Genomic DNA, 16,791 nt, shown 5'->3' on the forward strand with positions numbered 1-16,791 from the left:
CGGGCGTTTTCTTGAGCCCTGAAAATCAGGACTGACTGGTTGGCGTCGATGGAGCTGGCGCGACAGTCGGGGTTACAGCAGGGGTCGGTGCAGCAGCGGAGTTCGACGTGCTGACCGGGGTCGCCGGTTTGGCGGCAGCCACTGCTGGTTTTGGCGCGGCAGCCTTAGGCGTGGCCGGTTTCTTCACTGCTGGCTTCTTCGCTGCGGCAGGTTTTGCCGCTGGCTTGGCTGCCGGTTTGGCTGCTGGTTTGGCGGCGGCTTTGGCAGCAACCGATTTGACCGCTGTCTTGGCTGCTGCAGGTTTGGCGGCGGCAGTTTTGGTAGCGGACTTGGCGGCGGATGCGACTTTCGACGCGGCTTTGGCGACCGGTTTGGCAGCCGCCTTTGCCAGTGGCTTGGCAGCGCTCTTGGCGGCTGGTTTAGCAGCAGGTTTGGCCGCTGCGGTTTTCGCCGCAACAGGTGCAACCTTGGCGCCGGTGAGTTTCTCGATTTGCTTGGTCAGGGTATCGACCTTGCTGTGCAGCGCTTTCACTTCATTGCGGCTCGGTACACCCAGGCGCGAAATGGCGCTGTTCAGGCGCTTGTCAAAAGCCCCTTCCAGCTCATCCCACTTGCCCAGTGCCCGATCTTTCACGCCGCTGATGCGCGACTTGGCCGACGAAGCGGAGTCCTTGGCGGCATCGACTTTCTTGCCGACAGCGCTCTTGGTGAGCTTCTCGGCTTTCTCGCCGTCTTTAACCAATGTATCGAAGAGCTTGCTGCCGTCAGTGTCGATCTTCGAGTACACGCCTAAACCAGCAAGCCAGATTTTGCGGGAGTAGTCTTCGACTTTCCCGATCCACGAGCTGCCTTCTTTTTCGGTGTTCTTTTTACCAGCCATCCCGTTCTCCTTAAGATTTACGCGCGACGCGTTCGAGCAATGCCGTCAGCTCATCGAGCTTAGCAGAGAGTGTCTCAACGTCATGTTTAGACGGAATGCCGATACGATTCAAGGCACTTGCGACACGCGAGTCAAAAGCCTTCTCGACCTTGTCGAGTTGAACTTCGACCTTGCCTTTGAAAGTGCTCACTTCACTCTTGGCTTCTTCAATCTCTGTGTTAGCGGCCTCAAGTTTCTCGGCAACTACTTTTTTACCTTTGGTTTCAACAGTTTGACCAGCCTTGATCAACTCTTGAAAGTACTCGCTGCCCTCTTGGCCGACCTTGGTGTAGGCCCCCAGGCCTGCCAGCCAGATCTTGCGGGCATAGGATTTGACGTCGCCCAGAGCAGTAGTCGAAGCGTCGATTTTTTTCTTCAAAATAACTTTGGCCATGGTGCACCTCACGCGCAGAAGGTTTGAGGAACTGCCCGCGAAAGTGTCGGGCTCAGGCACAAAGTAGGGAGAAAAATTAGAAACGGCACCCTAACAACTGACATAAAACTTTGGCTGCACACAAAACAAATGCAGGAGTGAGCCGCTCGCGATAGCGGTCTGTCAGTCGAAATCAATATCGACTGACAGACCGCTATCGCGAGCGGCTCACTCCTACAGATGAAGGGATTTCAATCCGGAATCAGACCAAGGCCTTATCAAGGGCTTTTTCGATTTCCGATTTGATCATGCCGCTCATGGCCGACATCATCAGGCCCAACTCCACATCGACGCGGATCAAATCTTCGCTGACATATACCGCGCCTTTCACACCGGAACGTTTGAGGTTCAGGGTGTCGCCGGACCATTGCGGCTCCAGGCCATATTGATCGGACAACTTCTGCGCCAACAGATCAGCCTTCTCGCGGGCTGCTTCCTTGCCCAGGCCGTGGGCACGCTCAACACTAATACGGGCCATCGAATGACTCCTGCTTTATGGATACTTTCCTGAAGCATCTTGACCGCTGCTGCGGCAAAACGTCCCGGTGGTTGCCTATCTTACCTTCAGCCTTGCCAAGACAAAGCAGGCCACCGGGATTAGAATGTCCCGCATTCTCTTTTGGTGACAGCGATATGACTGATCAGCGCAAAGGCAGCGATGCCGAACCCACCACTCACTTCGGCTTCAAAAACGTACCGGAAAGCCAGAAAGCGGAAAAAGTCGCTGAGGTTTTCCACTCGGTAGCCGCCAAGTACGACTTGATGAACGACCTCCTGTCGGGCGGCATGCACCGTCTGTGGAAGCGTTTTGCGATCGAGCTGTCGGGTGTTCGCACCGGTAACCGCGTGCTGGACATCGCCGGCGGCACAGGCGACCTGACCAAGAAGTTCTCGCACCTCGTTGGCCCGACCGGCCAGGTGGTGTTGGCCGACATCAACGAATCCATGCTCAAGGTCGGTCGTGACCGCCTGCTGGATCTGGGTGTGGCCGGCAATGTCGAGTTCGTTCAGGCCGACGCTGAAAAGCTGCCGTTCCCGGACAACCATTTTGACTGCGTGACCATTGCGTTCGGTCTGCGCAACGTGACCCATAAAGAAGACGCCCTGCGCTCGATGCTGCGAGTACTGAAACCGGGCGGCCGTTTGCTGGTGCTGGAATTCTCCAAGCCGACCAATGCGCTGATGTCTAAAGCCTACGACGCCTACTCGTTCGCCTTCATGCCGTTGATGGGCAAGCTGATCACCAACGACTCGGAAAGCTATCGCTACCTGGCCGAATCGATCCGCATGCACCCGAATCAGGAAACCCTGAAGTCGATGATGGTCGAGGCCGGTTTCGACCGCGTGACCTACCACAACATGACCGCAGGCATCGTCGCCCTGCACCGCGGCATCAAACCCTGATGTTGCTGGCCGGCCTGCTCGCCAGCGTTGAACTCGGTCTGAACCGGGTGCTGCGTCTCGACAGCACGGCGCTGCCGCGACTGGCGCATTTGAGCGGCAGGGTGATTGCCGTCGACTGCCGCAGCCCGGCGCTGCAACTGTTCATCCTGCCCAGCGACGAAGGCCTGATGCTCGCTTCCCACTGGGAAACCGGCGCTGACTGCACGTTGCGTGCACCGGCCTCCAGCCTGTTGAAACTGGCGATGAGCAAGGAAAAGACCTCGGTGCTGCATGGCCCTGAAGTCGAGCTCGACGGTGACAGCGGCGTGCTGCTGGAGCTGGCGGCGATCCTTCAGGACCTTGAGCTGGACTGGGAGTACGAACTCTCGCGCTGGCTCGGCCCGGTCGCCACGCAACTGGTCGGCGGTCACCTGCGCAGCCGCGCACGCTGGTATCAGCAAGGTTTCGCCAGCCTGAATCAGAATCTTGGCGAATACCTGGCCGAAGAATCGCGCACCCTCGTCGGTCAGCGCGAAGCCGAAGCCCGTTTCAGTGAACTGGACCAGATCAAGCTCGATCTGGAACGTCTCGAGGCGCGTTTCGAGCGCCTTTCCCGATCCCTCGACCCAAGCGATAACGCATGAAGCTGCTTGCCGTCCGCCGTTTGTTGCGCATCCAGCGCGTTGTAATTCGCTACCGCCTCGATGACCTGCTGTTCGCCCTGCCGCTGCCCTGGTTTCTCCTGGCGCTGCGCTACGCCTTGCCGTGGCGCTGGTTCCCGCGCAAGACGCTGGACCTGAGCCGTGGTGCGCGATTGCGCCTGGCGTTGCAGGACCTTGGGCCGATTTTCATCAAGTTCGGGCAGATCCTTTCGACGCGCCGCGACCTGCTGCCCGAAGACATCGCCGATGAGTTGATGAAGCTGCAGGACCGTGTGCCGCCGTTCGACTCGCAAGTGTCGGTCAACCTGATCGAAGAGCAGCTCGGCAAAAAGATCAGTGAAGTGTTCAGCCGTTTCGACGTCGAACCGCTGGCCTCAGCCTCGGTGGCGCAGGTGCATGCCGCGCAACTGAAGACCGGCGAAGAAGTGGTGGTCAAGGTGATACGCCCGGGCCTGAAACCGATCATTGCCCAGGACCTGGCGTGGCTGTTCATCCTCGCCCGCGCCGCCGAAAAACTCTCGGCCGATGCACGTTTGCTGCACCCGGTGGACGTGGTCCAGGACTACGAAAAAACCATCTACGACGAACTCGACCTACTGCGCGAAGCGGCCAATGCCAGCCAGTTGAAGCGCAACTTCGAAGGCTCGCCGCTGCTGTATGTGCCACAAGTCTATTGGGACTGGTGCCGGCCGAAAGTGCTGGTAATGGAGCGCATCTACGGGATTCAGGTCACCGACCTCGCGACCCTGGCCGACCAGCGCACCGACATGAAGATGCTCGCCGAACGGGGTGTGGAAATCTTCTTCACCCAAGTGTTCCGCGACAGTTTCTTCCACGCCGACATGCACCCGGGCAACATCTTTGTCAGCACCGTCAACCCGTGGAGCCCGCAATACATTGCGATCGACTGCGGCATCGTCGGCAGCCTGACCCCTGAAGATCAGGATTACCTGGCGCGTAACCTGTTCGCGTTCTTCAAGCGTGACTACCGTCGTGTGGCGCAATTGCACATCGATTCGGGCTGGGTACCGGCAGAAACCAAGCTCAACGAATTCGAGGCAGCGATCCGCACCGTGTGCGAGCCGATCTTCGAAAAACCGTTAAAAGATATTTCATTCGGCCAAGTGCTGATGCGCCTGTTCCAGACCGCTCGCCGCTTCAACATGGAAGTGCAGCCGCAACTCGTGTTGCTGCAAAAAACCTTGCTGAACATCGAAGGCCTCGGCCGTCAGCTGTACCCGGATCTCGATCTGTGGAACACCGCCCAGCCGTTCCTCGAACGCTGGATGCGTGAGCGCGTCAGCCCCAAAGCCTTGCTCGGCAACGTGCAGAGCCAGTTCGAACAGATTCCGCACCTGGCCAACATGGCCCGTGACCTGCTCGAACGCATGTCCCAGCCCCACGCCAACGATCCGCCGCCACCGTGGCACAAGCGCAAGGACGACTGGTTCCTGCGCCTGCTCGGCTGCGCTCACCTGGCGGGCGGCGCCATTCTGCTGGCCGGCGGGCCATTGAGCGATATGGGTCATTGGCCGGCCGGAATCATGGTGGCCGTCGGTTTGTATCTGGTCGTTCGCCGATAGCCAGCGCCCCCGCACGCTGGCACACTGTTTGAACGCTTGGGTTCTGCTCATGAAGTGTGGAACCCGCTGTCGGAGTCGAAGATGAAAAACTGGCTGGACGAGATCAAGTGGGACGCAGACGGCCTGGTGCCGGCGATTGCCCAGGATCACAAGACCGGGCGCGTCCTGATGATGGCCTGGATGAACCGCGAATCACTGGAACTGAGCGCTGCCGAGAACCGTGCCATTTACTGGTCACGTTCCCGTGGCAAGCTGTGGCGCAAGGGCGAGGAGTCCGGCCACGTGCAAACGCTGCATGAGATGCGCCTGGACTGTGACGCCGACGTGATCATCCTGATGGTCGAGCAGATCGGCGACATTGCTTGCCATACCGGTCGGCAGAGCTGCTTCTACCGCGTCTTCGAGAACGGCGACTGGAAAACCGTCGATCCCGTGCTCAAGGACCCGCACGCCATTTATTCCGCAGGACACAGCCATGAGTGACACCCTGACCCGTCTGGCCGAGGTGCTGGAAGAGCGCAAAGGCGCTGCCGCTGACAGCTCGTATGTCGCCAGCCTGTACCACAAGGGCTTGAACAAGATTCTGGAAAAAGTCGGCGAAGAGTCGGTCGAAACCATCATTGCCGCCAAGGATGCCGCCATCAGCGGCGACTGCAGCGATGTGATCTACGAGACCGCCGACCTGTGGTTCCACAGCATGGTCATGCTCGCCCAACTGGGGCAGCATCCACAGGCTGTACTCGATGAACTGGACCGTCGTTTCGGTCTGTCCGGACACGCCGAGAAAGCCTCGCGCCCGTCCGCCTGAACAACTATTAGAGAGGAGCAGCAACATGGGCATTTTTGACTGGAAACACTGGATCGTCATCCTGGTTGTTGTCGTGCTGGTGTTCGGCACCAAGAAACTGAAAAACCTCGGCACTGACGTGGGCGAGTCGATCAAGGGTTTCAAGAAAGCCATGAACGATGACGAGAAACCGGCCGATCCTACCGTGACTCCGGCGCAACCGGTTCCACCTGTTCAGCCACAGACCACGCAGTCCGTGAACCAGCCGCACACCATCGACGTGCAGGCGCAAAAAGTCGAAGAGCCGATCCGCAAAGACGTGTGAGCACTGACTAATGTTTGGTATCAGCTTCTCTGAACTGCTGCTCGTCGGCCTCGTCGCCCTGCTAGTGCTGGGCCCCGAGCGCCTGCCGGGCGCTGCGCGCACCGCCGGCCTGTGGGTCGGTCGCCTGAAGCGCAGCTTCAACGCGATCAAACAGGAAGTTGAACGTGAAATCGGTGCCGACGAGATTCGTCGGCAACTGCACAACGAGCACATCCTGTCGCTGGAACAGGAGGCGCGGAAGATTTTCACGCCGACCCAGCAGGAGGCCACGCCCGTTCAGCCTGTTGAACCGATCGCGGAGCAAACGATTCATGCCCCCGCCGCCGAGCCAGCGTCTGTCGTCGCCGTAGAAGCACCTGCACCCGTTGTTGCAACGCCACCGGTTGAACCTGCCACGCCTGCGGCTGCGCCTGTTGCGCCGGCCCCTCATGACCCAACACTGGCGCCGCGAGCCCCATGAGCGATCTTCCTGAAAACGACCAGCACATGCCGCTGGTTTCGCACCTCACCGAGTTGCGTACCCGCCTGCTGCGTTGCGTAGCGGCGATCTTCATCATCTTCGCCGGGTTGTTCGCCTTCACCCAGCAGATCTATACCTTCGTTTCGACGCCGCTGCGCCAGTATTTGCCCGTGGGCGCAACGATGATCGCCACTGACGTGTCGTCGCCGTTCCTGACGCCATTGAAGCTGACCATGATGGTCTCGCTGTTCCTGGCAATCCCGGTGATCCTGCATCAGATCTGGGGCTTCATCGCGCCGGGCCTGTACAAGCATGAGAAGCGCATCGCCGTGCCGTTGCTGGTGTCCAGCATCATGCTGTTCTACGCCGGCATGGCATTCGCCTATTACCTGGTGTTCCCGCTGATCTTCAAGTTCTTCGCCGCCGCCACCCCGGCCGGCGTGGAAATGATGACTGACATCAGCAGCTACCTCGACTTCGTCATGACGCTATTCTTTGCCTTCGGCGTGGCGTTCGAGATCCCGGTGGCTGTGGTGCTGCTGGTATGGATCGGCGTGGTCGACGTCAAATACCTGAAGAAAATCCGCCCCTACGTGATCATCGGCTGCTTCGTGGTCGGCATGATCCTGACACCACCGGACATCTTCTCGCAGACGCTGTTGGCTGTACCGATGTGGCTGCTGTTCGAGATCGGCATCCTGTTCGGCGGTCTGATCAGCAAGCGCGGCGATCATCCAGACGATCAGCCGGACAACCAGCCGGCAGACGATCACAACGACCAGCCGCCAGCGACCCAGCCGTGAACCTGCTGCTCCTCGAAGAGGCCGATTTCATTGCGGCCGACCGGGTGATCCTGCGTGATCGCCGGTTGACGCACATGCAGGAAGTCCACCGCTGTGAAGTGGGTGACAGCATGCGCGTCGGGCGTATCGGCGGCCTGATGGGTGCGGCCGAAGTGCTGCGCCTGGACGCTGATGAAGCCGAATTGCGCGTCACCCTTGACCAGCCGCCGCCGACCAAGCTGCCCCTGACACTGATATTGGCCCTGCCACGGCCGAAAATGCTGCGCAGGGTGTTTCAGACCGTGGCGGCCATGGGTGTGCCACGAATCATCCTGGTGAACAGCTATCGCGTCGAGAAGAGCTTCTGGCAGACGCCGTTTCTGGAACCTGAAGCAATTCGCGAGCAATTGATACTCGGCCTGGAACAGGCCCGGGACAGCGTGCTGCCGGAAATCGTCATCGAGAAGCGCTTCAAGCCGTTCGTCGAAGATCGGCTGCCGGCCATTTCCGAAGGCACCCTCGGCCTGGTGGGTCACCCGGGCAATTACCCGCCCTGCCCTCGCGGCCTGAATGAACCGGTGACCCTGGCCATCGGCCCCGAAGGTGGCTGGATCCCTTACGAAATCGACCTGCTGGCCAAGTCTGGCCTGCAACCGGTACAACTCGGCGAGCGCATCCTGCGCGTCGAAACCGCCGTCACCGCCCTGCTCGCCCGCCTCTTTTAAGATCAAGCACGGTCACTGTGGCGAGGGAGCTTGCTCCCGTTTGGGCGCGCCGCGGCCATCGCTTTATTCCTGCAAAACCATCTCAGCCTGATTTGCGACTGCTTCGCAGCCGGACGGGGGCAAGCTCCCTCGCCACAGGGATTTACTCGACCTGAATACCGCGCTGCACCTACAGACTCCCGGCCGCCGGCCGATACAGCTCCCATAAAACCAATTTGTAGTCCGAGGGAGTAGCAGCATGTACCGTTGGCTAACCGAGAGTCTGGGAAACGTAAGCGTCAATCGCAAACTGGGGATCGGTTTCGGTCTGGTGCTGCTGCTGACGCTGCTGATCACCTTCACCGCCTGGACCGGCCTGACGGGCGTGATGAGCCGGGGCGACAAGCTGGGGTTCATTGCCAGCCTCAACGACCAGACCAAAGACCTGCGCCTGGCCCGTCTGGACTACGAAATGCGCCGAGGCGAACAAGGCCCGGGCGCCGTCAACGATCTGTTGAGCCAACTCGACACGGGCCTGCAAACCGCACGCAAATTGATCGAACAGCCCGCTGATGCGGCGATGATCGACCAGCAACTGGCCGCCGTCAGCCAGTACAAGCAAGCCTTCATCGCGATGACCCAGGCCGGTGCCAACCGCGAAGACGCCCGCAGCAAACTGGGCGCGACCGCCGATAACGCCGTGGCCCGCGTCGCTGAAGTCGAAAAATCCATGCTGCAAGGCGACAGCGTCGCCGACTTCAACAGCGTGATCGACCTGAGCAAACTGATTCAGCAGGCACGCTTCCAGGTGCGCGGCTACACCTACAGCGGCAAGACCGAGGCAGAGCAACCTGCACTGGACGCCATCGACACCGCCCTGAAGAACCTCGAAAGCCTGCCCTCCAAACTGCCGGAACAGCACATTGCCAACCTGCAACAGGCCAGCGATTCGCTCAAGGCCTATCGCGCCGCCGTCAGCCAGTTCCGCGACTCGCAAGTGGCCAGCGCCGCCGCCCTCAAGCGCATGGCCGCGCAAGGCGATACCTTGCTCGACGTCAGTAAAAAACTCACCGTGTCACAAACCATCGTCCGCGACACCGACGCCGCACACGCCAAGAACCTGCTGCTGATGGCCACCGTTCTGGCCCTGGCGTTTGGCTTGCTGGCGGCATGGGCGATCACTCGCCAGATCGTGGTTCCGCTGAACCAGACCCTCAAAGTCGCCGAACGCGTGGCCGCTGGTGACCTGACGCAAAACCTTGTTTCCGAACGTCGCGACGAATTGGGCCAGCTCCAGCGTGCCATGCAGAACATGACTCTGGGCCTGCGCGAACTGATCGGTGGTATCAGCGATGGCGTAACGCAAATCGCCAGCGCCGCCGAAGAACTGTCCGCCGTCACCGAACAGACCAGCGCCGGGGTCAACAGCCAGAAGGTCGAGACCGATCAGGTGGCCACGGCAATGAACGAAATGACGGCCACCGTGCAGGAAGTCGCGCGAAACGCCGAAGAAGCCTCCGAAGCCGCCGTCGCCGCCGATCAGCAGGCCCGCGAAGGTGACAAAGTGGTCGGAGAGGCCATCGCTCAGATCGAGCGCCTGGCCCTTGAGGTCGGCAATTCCACAGCGGCCATGGGTGATCTGAAACGCGAGAGCGACAAGATCGGCAGCGTGCTGGACGTAATCAAATCCGTGGCCCAACAAACCAACCTTTTGGCCCTCAACGCCGCGATTGAAGCCGCCCGTGCCGGTGAGGCCGGACGTGGTTTCGCGGTGGTCGCCGACGAGGTGCGCAGCCTGGCCCAGCGCACTCAGAAGTCCACCGAGGAAATCGAAGAGCTGATCGTCGGCCTGCAAACCGGCACCCAGCAAGTGGCGACCATCATGGACAACAGCCGCAGCCTGACCGACAGCAGCGTCGAACTGACCCGTCGCGCCGGCAGCTCGCTGGAAAGCATCACCCGCACGGTGTCGGCGATTCAGTCGATGAACCAGCAGATTGCCGCCGCTGCCGAGCAGCAAACCGCAGTGGCCGAGGAGATCAACCGGAGCGTGCTGAACGTGCGCGATGTGTCCGAGCAGACCTCGGCAGCCAGTGAAGAGACCGCGGCGTCCAGCGTCGAGCTGGCGCGCCTGGGGACGCATCTGCAGATGCTGGTGGGCAGGTTCAAGGTTTGAAACAGAGGTGATGCCTTCGCGGGCAAGCCTCGCGCCTACAGGACTTTGCGTATCGCTCGATTGAGCCACGACACAATACTGTAGGAGCGAGGCTTGCCCGCGAAGGCGTCACGACAGGCGCTCAAGCTACAAAACCTGGCACAAGAAGGCCTGCGCCCGCGGATCCTTCGGCGCATCGAAGAACTCGGCCGGCGAGGCATCTTCCAGCAATTTGCCGTGATCGAAGAACAGCACTCGATCCGCGACTTCCCGTGCAAAGCCCATCTCGTGGGTGACGCAGACCATGGTCATGCCTCCGTTTGCACAAGGGTTTAAGCAGGAATTGTTGCTCTAACGCTGATCGTTCACACGCTCTGTGTGGGAACGATCATCAGCGCAAAAAAAACCCCGCTTTCGCGGGGTTTCTCGTCAGGCCAACTGAGGCTGCGCACTCAGTGGTTTGAGCGGTAGCAGCGGCGCATGGGGATCGGCTTTCACCGATTTGCGCCAGGCTGCCAGCCACTCGGGATGGCCTTCATTCCAGATCTGCTCATGCAAGCGAGCCAATGCCACCGGGTCGCTCAGCAATTGCACACGCTCATTGTTGTTCAGGCCGTCAGGCCCGACTTTCAAGGCGTGACGCACCCGCTCGATGCGCAACCATTCGATCGGCTCGGCCTGACCGTGACGCGAGGTCGCCAGCGAGCACGCCAAGGCGTTCTGCTGTGGATCGACCACCGCACGGATGAAACCGTCGCTCAGTGCATGCCAACGGTTTTCGTGGGTGTACTGATCGGTTGCCAGCAACGCCTGCGGCGGATTGTATTCCTCAGGGATCAGGAACAGGCTCTCGTCACGGGACTTTAGGCCCAGGCCGACACGGCTGGAGATCACCGACACCGGGATCGACAGCATCAACGAACCGACGATCGGCACCAGCCACCACAGGAAGCTCGGGTTCAGCCAGACCACCAGCAGGGCCCAGAAGAAGCCCAGCAAGGTTTGCGGACCGTGGCGCTTGACCGCTTCGCTCCATGGCGTGGAGTCATCGTCACGTTGTGGCGAATTCCAGGTCGCGGCCCAGCCGAGGAACGCGGCGAGGACGAAACGGGTGTGGAAAATCATCCGCACCGGCGCCAGCAGCATGGAGAACAGCATCTCCAGCAGCATCGACAAGGTCACCTTGAACTTGCCACCGAACTCTTTCGCGCCCTTGGCCCAGATCAGGATGATGCTCAACAGCTTCGGCAGGAACAACAGCACAATCGTCGTCGAGAACAGCGCAATTGCTTTGTCCGGGTGCCATTGCGGCCACAGCGGATAGAGCTGACGCGGCTCAAGGAAGTACTGCGGTTCCATCAAGGTGTTGACAGCCAGCAGCGCCGTCGACAACACCAGGAAGAAGAACCATAACGGCGCCGACAGGTAAGACATCACGCCGGTCAGGAATACCGCACGGTGCACCGGGTGCATGCCCTTGACCAGGAACAGGCGGAAGTTCATCAGGTTACCGTGGCACCAGCGACGGTCACGCTTGAGTTCGTCCAGCAGGTTCGGCGGCAGTTCTTCGTAGCTGCCCGGCAAATCGTAGGCAATCCACACGCCCCAGCCGGCACGGCGCATCAGCGCAGCTTCGACGAAGTCGTGGGACAGAATCGCACCGGCAAAAGCACCTTTACCCGGCAACGGCGCCAAGGCGCAGTGCTCGATGAACGGCTTCATGCGGATGATCGCGTTGTGGCCCCAGTAGTGGGATTCACCCAACTGCCAGAAGTGCAGGCCGGCGGTGAACAACGGACCGTACACGCGGGTAGCGAACTGCTGCATACGCGCATAAAGGGTGTCCATGCCCGACGCACGCGGCGCGGTCTGGATGATACCGGCGTCCGGCGTGGCTTCCATCAAGCGCACCAGGCTGGTCAGGCAGTCACCGCTCATCACGGAGTCCGCGTCGAGCACGACCATGTACTTGTAGTCGCCGCCCCAGCGACGGCAGAAGTCGTCGAGGTTGCCGCTTTTACGTTTCACACGACGGCGACGACGGCGATAGAAAATCTTGCCGAAACCCTTGGCTTCACGGCAGACGTCCAGCCAGGCTTGCTGCTCGGCCACGCAGATGTCCGCGTCATTACTGTCACTGAGGACGAAGAAGTCGAAGCGATCCAGGTCACCCGTGGCTGCAACCGACTCGAAGGTCGCGCGCAAACCGGCAAACACCCGTGGCACGTCTTCGTTGCAGATCGGCATCACCAGTGCAGTGCGCGCGTCCTTGGCAATTGGCTCGTTGCCAGCACTTTTACCGGAGATCCGGTATTTGTCGTGGCCAGTGAGCAATTCGAGGAAGCCCATCAGCGCCGTCCAGAAACCGGCCGACACCCAGCAGAACAGAATCCCGAACAGAATCAGAATGCTGGTTTGCAGCGCATACGGCAGCACTTGCGTGACGGTTTTCAGGATCGGTTGGTGCAGAACCTCGTTCAGGTCGACGAACGACCAGCCCTGGTACGGCATGATGCCTTTCATGTACCAGCCGGCGACGATGGTCTGGCCAAGCATCAGGACCAGCAGAATGTAACGGCGGATCGAACCGACGGTGCGCCAGCGAGCCGCCGGCAGCACGTTCTCGTCCTTCGGCGGGGCCGGGGGATTGGTGCGACCGGTCAGGCGCCGCCAGCCACGCACCAAAATGTTGGTGCGCCACGGCTCCGGCACGACTTTGGTCCGACGGATCGGCGGGGTGGCCTTGAGGCAAACCCGACCACTGGCGTCGACCGCCAGCATTTCCGCTTCTTCCAGTTCTTCAGCAGTGCTCAGGGTCAGGCGACGGCCCACCGAGGCTTGGGCAGCCTCGGTCGGAGCGTCGAACGTCGAAGACGACAGGCGTTGGTGCAATTCGCTGAAGGACTGGCAGCCCGCGAGTTCCGCGCGCTGCTGGTCGGTCATCGGTAGATGCGCCAGATACTCGGCAAGAGTCTCTGGCTGTAGTTGAGAATTACTCATCGGCAGGCAACTGGTAGCTCCAGGTCTCGGTCAGGACTTCTTCCGTCGCTGCCGATTCCGGTGTGGCTGGGGCCGCGTCCGCAGCAACAGGCTGCTTGGCGTCTTTGTTGTCCTTGTCCTTTTCCTTGGTATCGGCAACTGGCTTGGCGTCAGCCTGCTTGGCTTCGGCTTGCTTGGCGTCCTTGGCTTCCTTGTCCGCCTTCTCTTGTTGCTTGGCGGCCACTTTATCGGCCTTGGCAACCGAAGAGTTGGAGACTGGCAGCGAGTTCTTGGAGAGGTCGCCCGGCACGATGTTCTCGACCAGTGCCGCACGCATCTCGGTAGGCTTGCCCGGATCCTTGATTTTCATCCGTAGGGTCAGGCGCCAGCCCTTGGTTTCAGGGTTGTAACGCACGCTGTTTTCGACCAGCTCGGCATTGTCGCCCACGCTGACCTGGCTGCGAACGTCCGCAGTTTCCGGCAGTGCTGCCAGGGACGGACCTTCGAAGTCCACCAGATAGGCAACGCTGCCATCCGGCTGACGGATCAGGTTGGACTGTTTCACGTCACCCGTGGAACGCAGGGTCTGTTGAACCCAGGCACTGTCCGGTGCGTGAAGTGCAGCTTCGTCGATGGTCCAGTGCATGCGATAGGCGACGTCCAGCGGCTGACCAGGCTCAGGCAGTTTTTCCGGGCTCCAGAACGCAACGATATTGTCGTTGGTTTCGTCGGCAGTCGGAATCTCTACCAGATCGACGGAACCCTTGCCCCAATCGCCTTTTGGTTCGATCCAGGCACTTGGGCGCTTGTCGTAGCGGTCGTCGAGGTCTTCGTAGTGGCTAAAGTCGCGGCCACGTTGCAGCAAGCCGAAACCACGCGGGTTTTCGATCGAGTAGTTGCTCACGGCCAGGTGTTTTGGATTGTTCAGTGGACGCCAGATCCATTCGCCGTTGCCGGCATGAATCGACAGACCGCTGGAATCGTGCAGTTCACGACGGTAGTTCAGCACTTTCGACGGCTGGTTGGCGCCGAACAGGAACATGCTGGTCAGCGGCGCAACGCCAAGCTTGGTGACCTTGTCACGCAGGAACATGCGGGCCTTGACGTCGACAATGGTGTCGCTGCCAGGACGCAGGATCAGACGATAAGCACCGGTAGCGCGTGGCGAATCCAGCAGCGCGAAGATCACCAAGTGTTTGTCACCCGGTTTTGGCCGTTGAATCCAGAATTCGGTGAAGCGCGGGAATTCTTCGCCGGACGGTAATGCGGTATCGATGGCCATGCCGCGAGCGGACAAGCCATAGGTGTGACCCTTGCCGACAACGCGGAAGTAGCTCGCGCCGAGCATGGTCATGATTTCGTCTTGCTTGTCGGCCTTGTTGATCGGGTAAAGCACTCGGAAACCGGCATAACCCAGTTGTTCGGTAGCTTTAGGATCGAACTTCACATCGCCGAAATCGAAACGAGTTGGGTCGTATTTGATCTCTTCGACGGTGTTAGCCGTGATTTCGTTGATTTTCACCGGCGTGTCGAAGTGCATGCCCTGGTGATAGAACGAAAGCTTGAACGGGGTTTTCTGATCGGCCCACTCGGCTTTTTCAGTGCGGAAACGAATTTTTTGATAGTCCGCGAATTTCATTTCGCGGAATTCGTTCGGCAGGTTACTGCGCGGGGCTTCGTATTTTTGTCCGGCCAGCTCTTTCGCCTTGACCGATACATCCTCCAGATTGAATGCCCAGATCTGGCCGGCGCTGAGCAAGCAGAGCAGTGCAGAGCCCGCTACCAGAGCGCTTCGGAACCGTTTGGCAGTCAATTTTGGTGCATTACAGGGAGTAACAATCACGAGCAACCCTCGCCGAAAACAGATCAAAAAACCAACGGCCAGCTATCTATATGCCAGGTTGGCGAGCATTGTTCCGACTCCTATGGGGCTAAATGATTCCCCAACAGGTCTCGGACAAGTCTCTACCTAAGTCAAAATGGACCAACGAACGCTGATCCCCGTAGCGCGCGATTATCTAGTAGGCCGCGTTACAACGCATCAGGGGTAACAAAGTATTTATCGCGAAAAACCCCTGTTTTCAGTCGAAAAGCCCTGAAAAACATGTTTTAAGTGCTTTCACGTCTGTAACAGGAAAGTGACCGGGCCATCGTTGACCAGGTGCACCTGCATGTCCGCGCCGAATCTACCTGATGCCACAGTGCCATGCACCTGTTTCGCTTTGCTTAATAAATAGTCGAAAAGCTCCTCGCCCAGGGCCGGAGGGGCAGCGGTCGAAAAACTCGGGCGCAACCCGCTCTTGGTGTCTGCGGCCAGGGTGAACTGCGAGACCAGCAGCAACCCGCCGCCTACATCCGCCAAAGACAGATTCATCTTGCCCTCGGCGTCACTGAATACTCGATAGTTAAGCAGTTTATGCAGAAGTTTGTCGGCGCTGGCACGAGTATCCTCGGGCTCCACCGCCACCAGCACCAACAACCCCTGATCGACCGCCCCCACCACTTCCCCCGCTACCTCGACTCGCGCGCCATGCACGCGTTGCAGCAGGCCTTTCATGCTTCTTCGGGCGGCAGGTCGAGCAAGCGGCGAGCCATCTGCCCGGCGGCACGCACCAGTGCATCGGTGATGCCCGGCTCGGACGCGGCGTGGCCGGCGTCGCGAATCACCTGGAGTTCACTGTTCGGCCAGGCTTGATGCAGTTCCCAGGCGTTGTCCAGTGGGCAGATCACGTCATAACGACCGTGGACGATCACGCCAGGCAAATGGGCGATCTTGCCCATGTCGCGAATCAGCTGGTTCGGCTCGAGGAAGGCATTGTTGGTGAAGTAGTGACATTCGATACGTGCGATGGACAATGCGCGCTGCGGCTCGGAGAAGCGATCGACCACCAGCGGATTCGGACGCAAGGTCGCGGTCCGGCCTTCCCAGGTGGACCAGGCCTTGGCCGCATGCATCTGGGCGATCTGATCGTTGCCGGTCAGGCGCTTGTGGAAAGCGCTGAGCAGGTCGCCGCGCTCATCCAATGGAATCGGCGCGACATAGTCCTGCCAGTAATCGGGGAACAGACGGCTGGCGCCACACTGGTAGAACCACTCGATTTCCTGCGGCCGGCAGAGAAAAATCCCGCGCAGGATCAGACCGTGTACACGCTCCGGGTGGGTTTGCGCGTAGGCCAGCGCCAGGGTCGAGCCCCAAGAGCCGCCAAACAGCACCCATTTTTCGATGCCCAGGTGTTTGCGAATGCGCTCAAGGTCGGCGACCAGATCCCAGGTGGTGTTGTTTTCAAGACTGGCGTGGGGCGTGGAGCGCCCGCAACCGCGCTGGTCGAAGGTCACGATGCGGTACATGTTCGGATCGAAGTACCGTCGACTCTGGGCATCACACCCGGCACCGGGGCCGCCGTGGATGAACACCACCGGCAAACCTTCCGGTGAACCGCTTTCGTCGACATACAGGGTGTGAATTTCATCGACGGCCAGATCGTGCCGGGCGTGGGGTTTGATCTGCGGGTACAAAGTCTGCATTGCGCGCTCCGTAAGGGGTCGAGGTCATCCCTGGGGGGACTTCTATTATTCTGCCGTCCGGCATCATAAACCCGAATTACGCCAATGAGCATGC

Annotated in this window: 17 protein-coding genes and 2 pseudogenes; 11 read left to right on the forward strand and 8 right to left on the reverse strand. The window is 59.9% G+C overall.

What is annotated here, in order from left to right; genetic code table 11:
- Window positions 1–25: 25 nt before the first annotated feature.
- The 3 genes from FBY01_RS24525 to FBY01_RS24535 all read right to left on the reverse strand — a co-directional run bounded on the left by FBY01_RS24525 (window position 26) and on the right by FBY01_RS24535 (window position 1,830).
- Window positions 26–880: a phasin family protein gene (locus tag FBY01_RS24525; RefSeq protein WP_145309895.1), complete on the reverse strand. Its 855-nt coding sequence runs from the start codon at window positions 878–880 to the stop codon at window positions 26–28.
- A 10-nt stretch (window positions 881–890) separates the two neighbouring features.
- Window positions 891–1,313, reverse strand: a complete 423-nt coding sequence (locus FBY01_RS24530; protein WP_010464467.1) for a phasin family protein — start codon at window positions 1,311–1,313, stop codon at window positions 891–893.
- A gap of 241 nt (window positions 1,314–1,554) precedes the next feature.
- Window positions 1,555–1,830: a polyhydroxyalkanoic acid system family protein gene (locus FBY01_RS24535; protein ID WP_145309893.1), complete on the reverse strand. Its 276-nt coding sequence runs from the start codon at window positions 1,828–1,830 to the stop codon at window positions 1,555–1,557.
- 155 nt (window positions 1,831–1,985) lie between these two features.
- On the opposite strand from FBY01_RS24535, the gene ubiE reads away from it, so the two are divergent.
- The 11 genes and pseudogenes from ubiE to FBY01_RS32335 all read left to right on the forward strand — a co-directional run bounded on the left by ubiE (window position 1,986) and on the right by FBY01_RS32335 (window position 10,214).
- On the forward strand, window positions 1,986–2,756 hold the full coding sequence (gene ubiE / locus FBY01_RS24540; protein ID WP_007948968.1) for a bifunctional demethylmenaquinone methyltransferase/2-methoxy-6-polyprenyl-1,4-benzoquinol methylase UbiE: 771 nt from the start codon (window positions 1,986–1,988) through the stop codon (window positions 2,754–2,756).
- A complete protein-coding gene (locus FBY01_RS24545; protein ID WP_010464473.1) occupies window positions 2,756–3,379 on the forward strand; it encodes an SCP2 domain-containing protein in 624 nt (207 codons plus the stop codon). The genes ubiE and FBY01_RS24545 overlap by 1 nt, the downstream gene beginning before the upstream one ends.
- A complete protein-coding gene (gene ubiB, locus FBY01_RS24550) occupies window positions 3,376–4,980 on the forward strand; it encodes a ubiquinone biosynthesis regulatory protein kinase UbiB (protein WP_010464476.1) in 1,605 nt (534 codons plus the stop codon). The genes FBY01_RS24545 and ubiB overlap by 4 nt, the downstream gene beginning before the upstream one ends.
- Window positions 4,981–5,061: 81 nt before the next feature.
- Window positions 5,062–5,463 carry a phosphoribosyl-AMP cyclohydrolase gene (gene hisI, locus FBY01_RS24555; protein ID WP_010464478.1) on the forward strand — a complete coding sequence of 134 codons (402 nt, stop codon included), beginning with the start codon at window positions 5,062–5,064 and terminating at the stop codon, window positions 5,461–5,463.
- Window positions 5,456–5,788, forward strand: coding sequence for a phosphoribosyl-ATP diphosphatase (locus FBY01_RS24560; protein WP_008047820.1), 333 nt, complete (start codon window positions 5,456–5,458; stop codon window positions 5,786–5,788). The genes hisI and FBY01_RS24560 overlap by 8 nt, the downstream gene beginning before the upstream one ends.
- 25 nt (window positions 5,789–5,813) lie before the next feature.
- A complete protein-coding gene (locus tag FBY01_RS24565; RefSeq protein WP_010464483.1) occupies window positions 5,814–6,092 on the forward strand; it encodes a twin-arginine translocase TatA/TatE family subunit in 279 nt (92 codons plus the stop codon).
- A gap of 10 nt (window positions 6,093–6,102) precedes the next feature.
- A complete protein-coding gene (gene tatB, locus FBY01_RS24570) occupies window positions 6,103–6,552 on the forward strand; it encodes a Sec-independent protein translocase protein TatB (protein ID WP_145309891.1) in 450 nt (149 codons plus the stop codon).
- Window positions 6,549–7,355, forward strand: a complete 807-nt coding sequence (gene tatC / locus FBY01_RS24575) for a twin-arginine translocase subunit TatC (protein ID WP_010464487.1) — start codon at window positions 6,549–6,551, stop codon at window positions 7,353–7,355. The genes tatB and tatC overlap by 4 nt, the downstream gene beginning before the upstream one ends.
- Window positions 7,352–8,059: a 16S rRNA (uracil(1498)-N(3))-methyltransferase gene (locus FBY01_RS24580; protein WP_083375232.1), complete on the forward strand. Its 708-nt coding sequence runs from the start codon at window positions 7,352–7,354 to the stop codon at window positions 8,057–8,059. Before tatC ends, FBY01_RS24580 begins: the two co-directional genes overlap by 4 nt.
- A 238-nt stretch (window positions 8,060–8,297) precedes the next feature.
- Window positions 8,298–9,356: pseudogene (locus FBY01_RS32330) on the forward strand (methyl-accepting chemotaxis protein); the annotation flags it as partial.
- Between the two features lie 144 nt (window positions 9,357–9,500).
- Window positions 9,501–10,214 carry a methyl-accepting chemotaxis protein gene (locus tag FBY01_RS32335; protein ID WP_370654427.1) on the forward strand — a complete coding sequence of 238 codons (714 nt, stop codon included), beginning with the start codon at window positions 9,501–9,503 and terminating at the stop codon, window positions 10,212–10,214.
- Between the two features lie 126 nt (window positions 10,215–10,340).
- On the opposite strand, the pseudogene FBY01_RS24590 reads toward FBY01_RS32335, so the two are convergent.
- The 5 genes and pseudogenes from FBY01_RS24590 to pip all read right to left on the reverse strand — a co-directional run.
- Window positions 10,341–10,508, reverse strand: a pseudogene (locus FBY01_RS24590) (peptide ABC transporter ATP-binding protein); the annotation flags it as partial.
- 114 nt (window positions 10,509–10,622) lie between these two features.
- Window positions 10,623–13,193 (reverse strand): glucans biosynthesis glucosyltransferase MdoH, encoded by a 2,571-nt coding sequence (mdoH, locus tag FBY01_RS24595; protein ID WP_145309887.1) that lies wholly within the window; start codon window positions 13,191–13,193, stop codon window positions 10,623–10,625.
- Entirely contained in the window at window positions 13,186–15,015 is a 1,830-nt protein-coding gene (locus FBY01_RS24600; protein ID WP_145309885.1) for a glucan biosynthesis protein G, read from the reverse strand. The genes mdoH and FBY01_RS24600 overlap by 8 nt, the downstream gene beginning before the upstream one ends.
- 276 nt (window positions 15,016–15,291) lie before the next feature.
- A complete protein-coding gene (dtd, locus tag FBY01_RS24605) occupies window positions 15,292–15,729 on the reverse strand; it encodes a D-aminoacyl-tRNA deacylase (RefSeq protein WP_010464499.1) in 438 nt (145 codons plus the stop codon).
- A complete protein-coding gene (gene pip / locus FBY01_RS24610; RefSeq protein ID WP_145309883.1) occupies window positions 15,726–16,697 on the reverse strand; it encodes a prolyl aminopeptidase in 972 nt (323 codons plus the stop codon). Before pip ends, dtd begins: the two co-directional genes overlap by 4 nt.
- Window positions 16,698–16,791 lie beyond the last annotated feature (94 nt).

It is taken from the genome of Pseudomonas sp. SJZ077, assembly GCF_007993905.1.
GTDB lineage: Bacteria > Pseudomonadota > Gammaproteobacteria > Pseudomonadales > Pseudomonadaceae > Aquipseudomonas > Aquipseudomonas mandelii.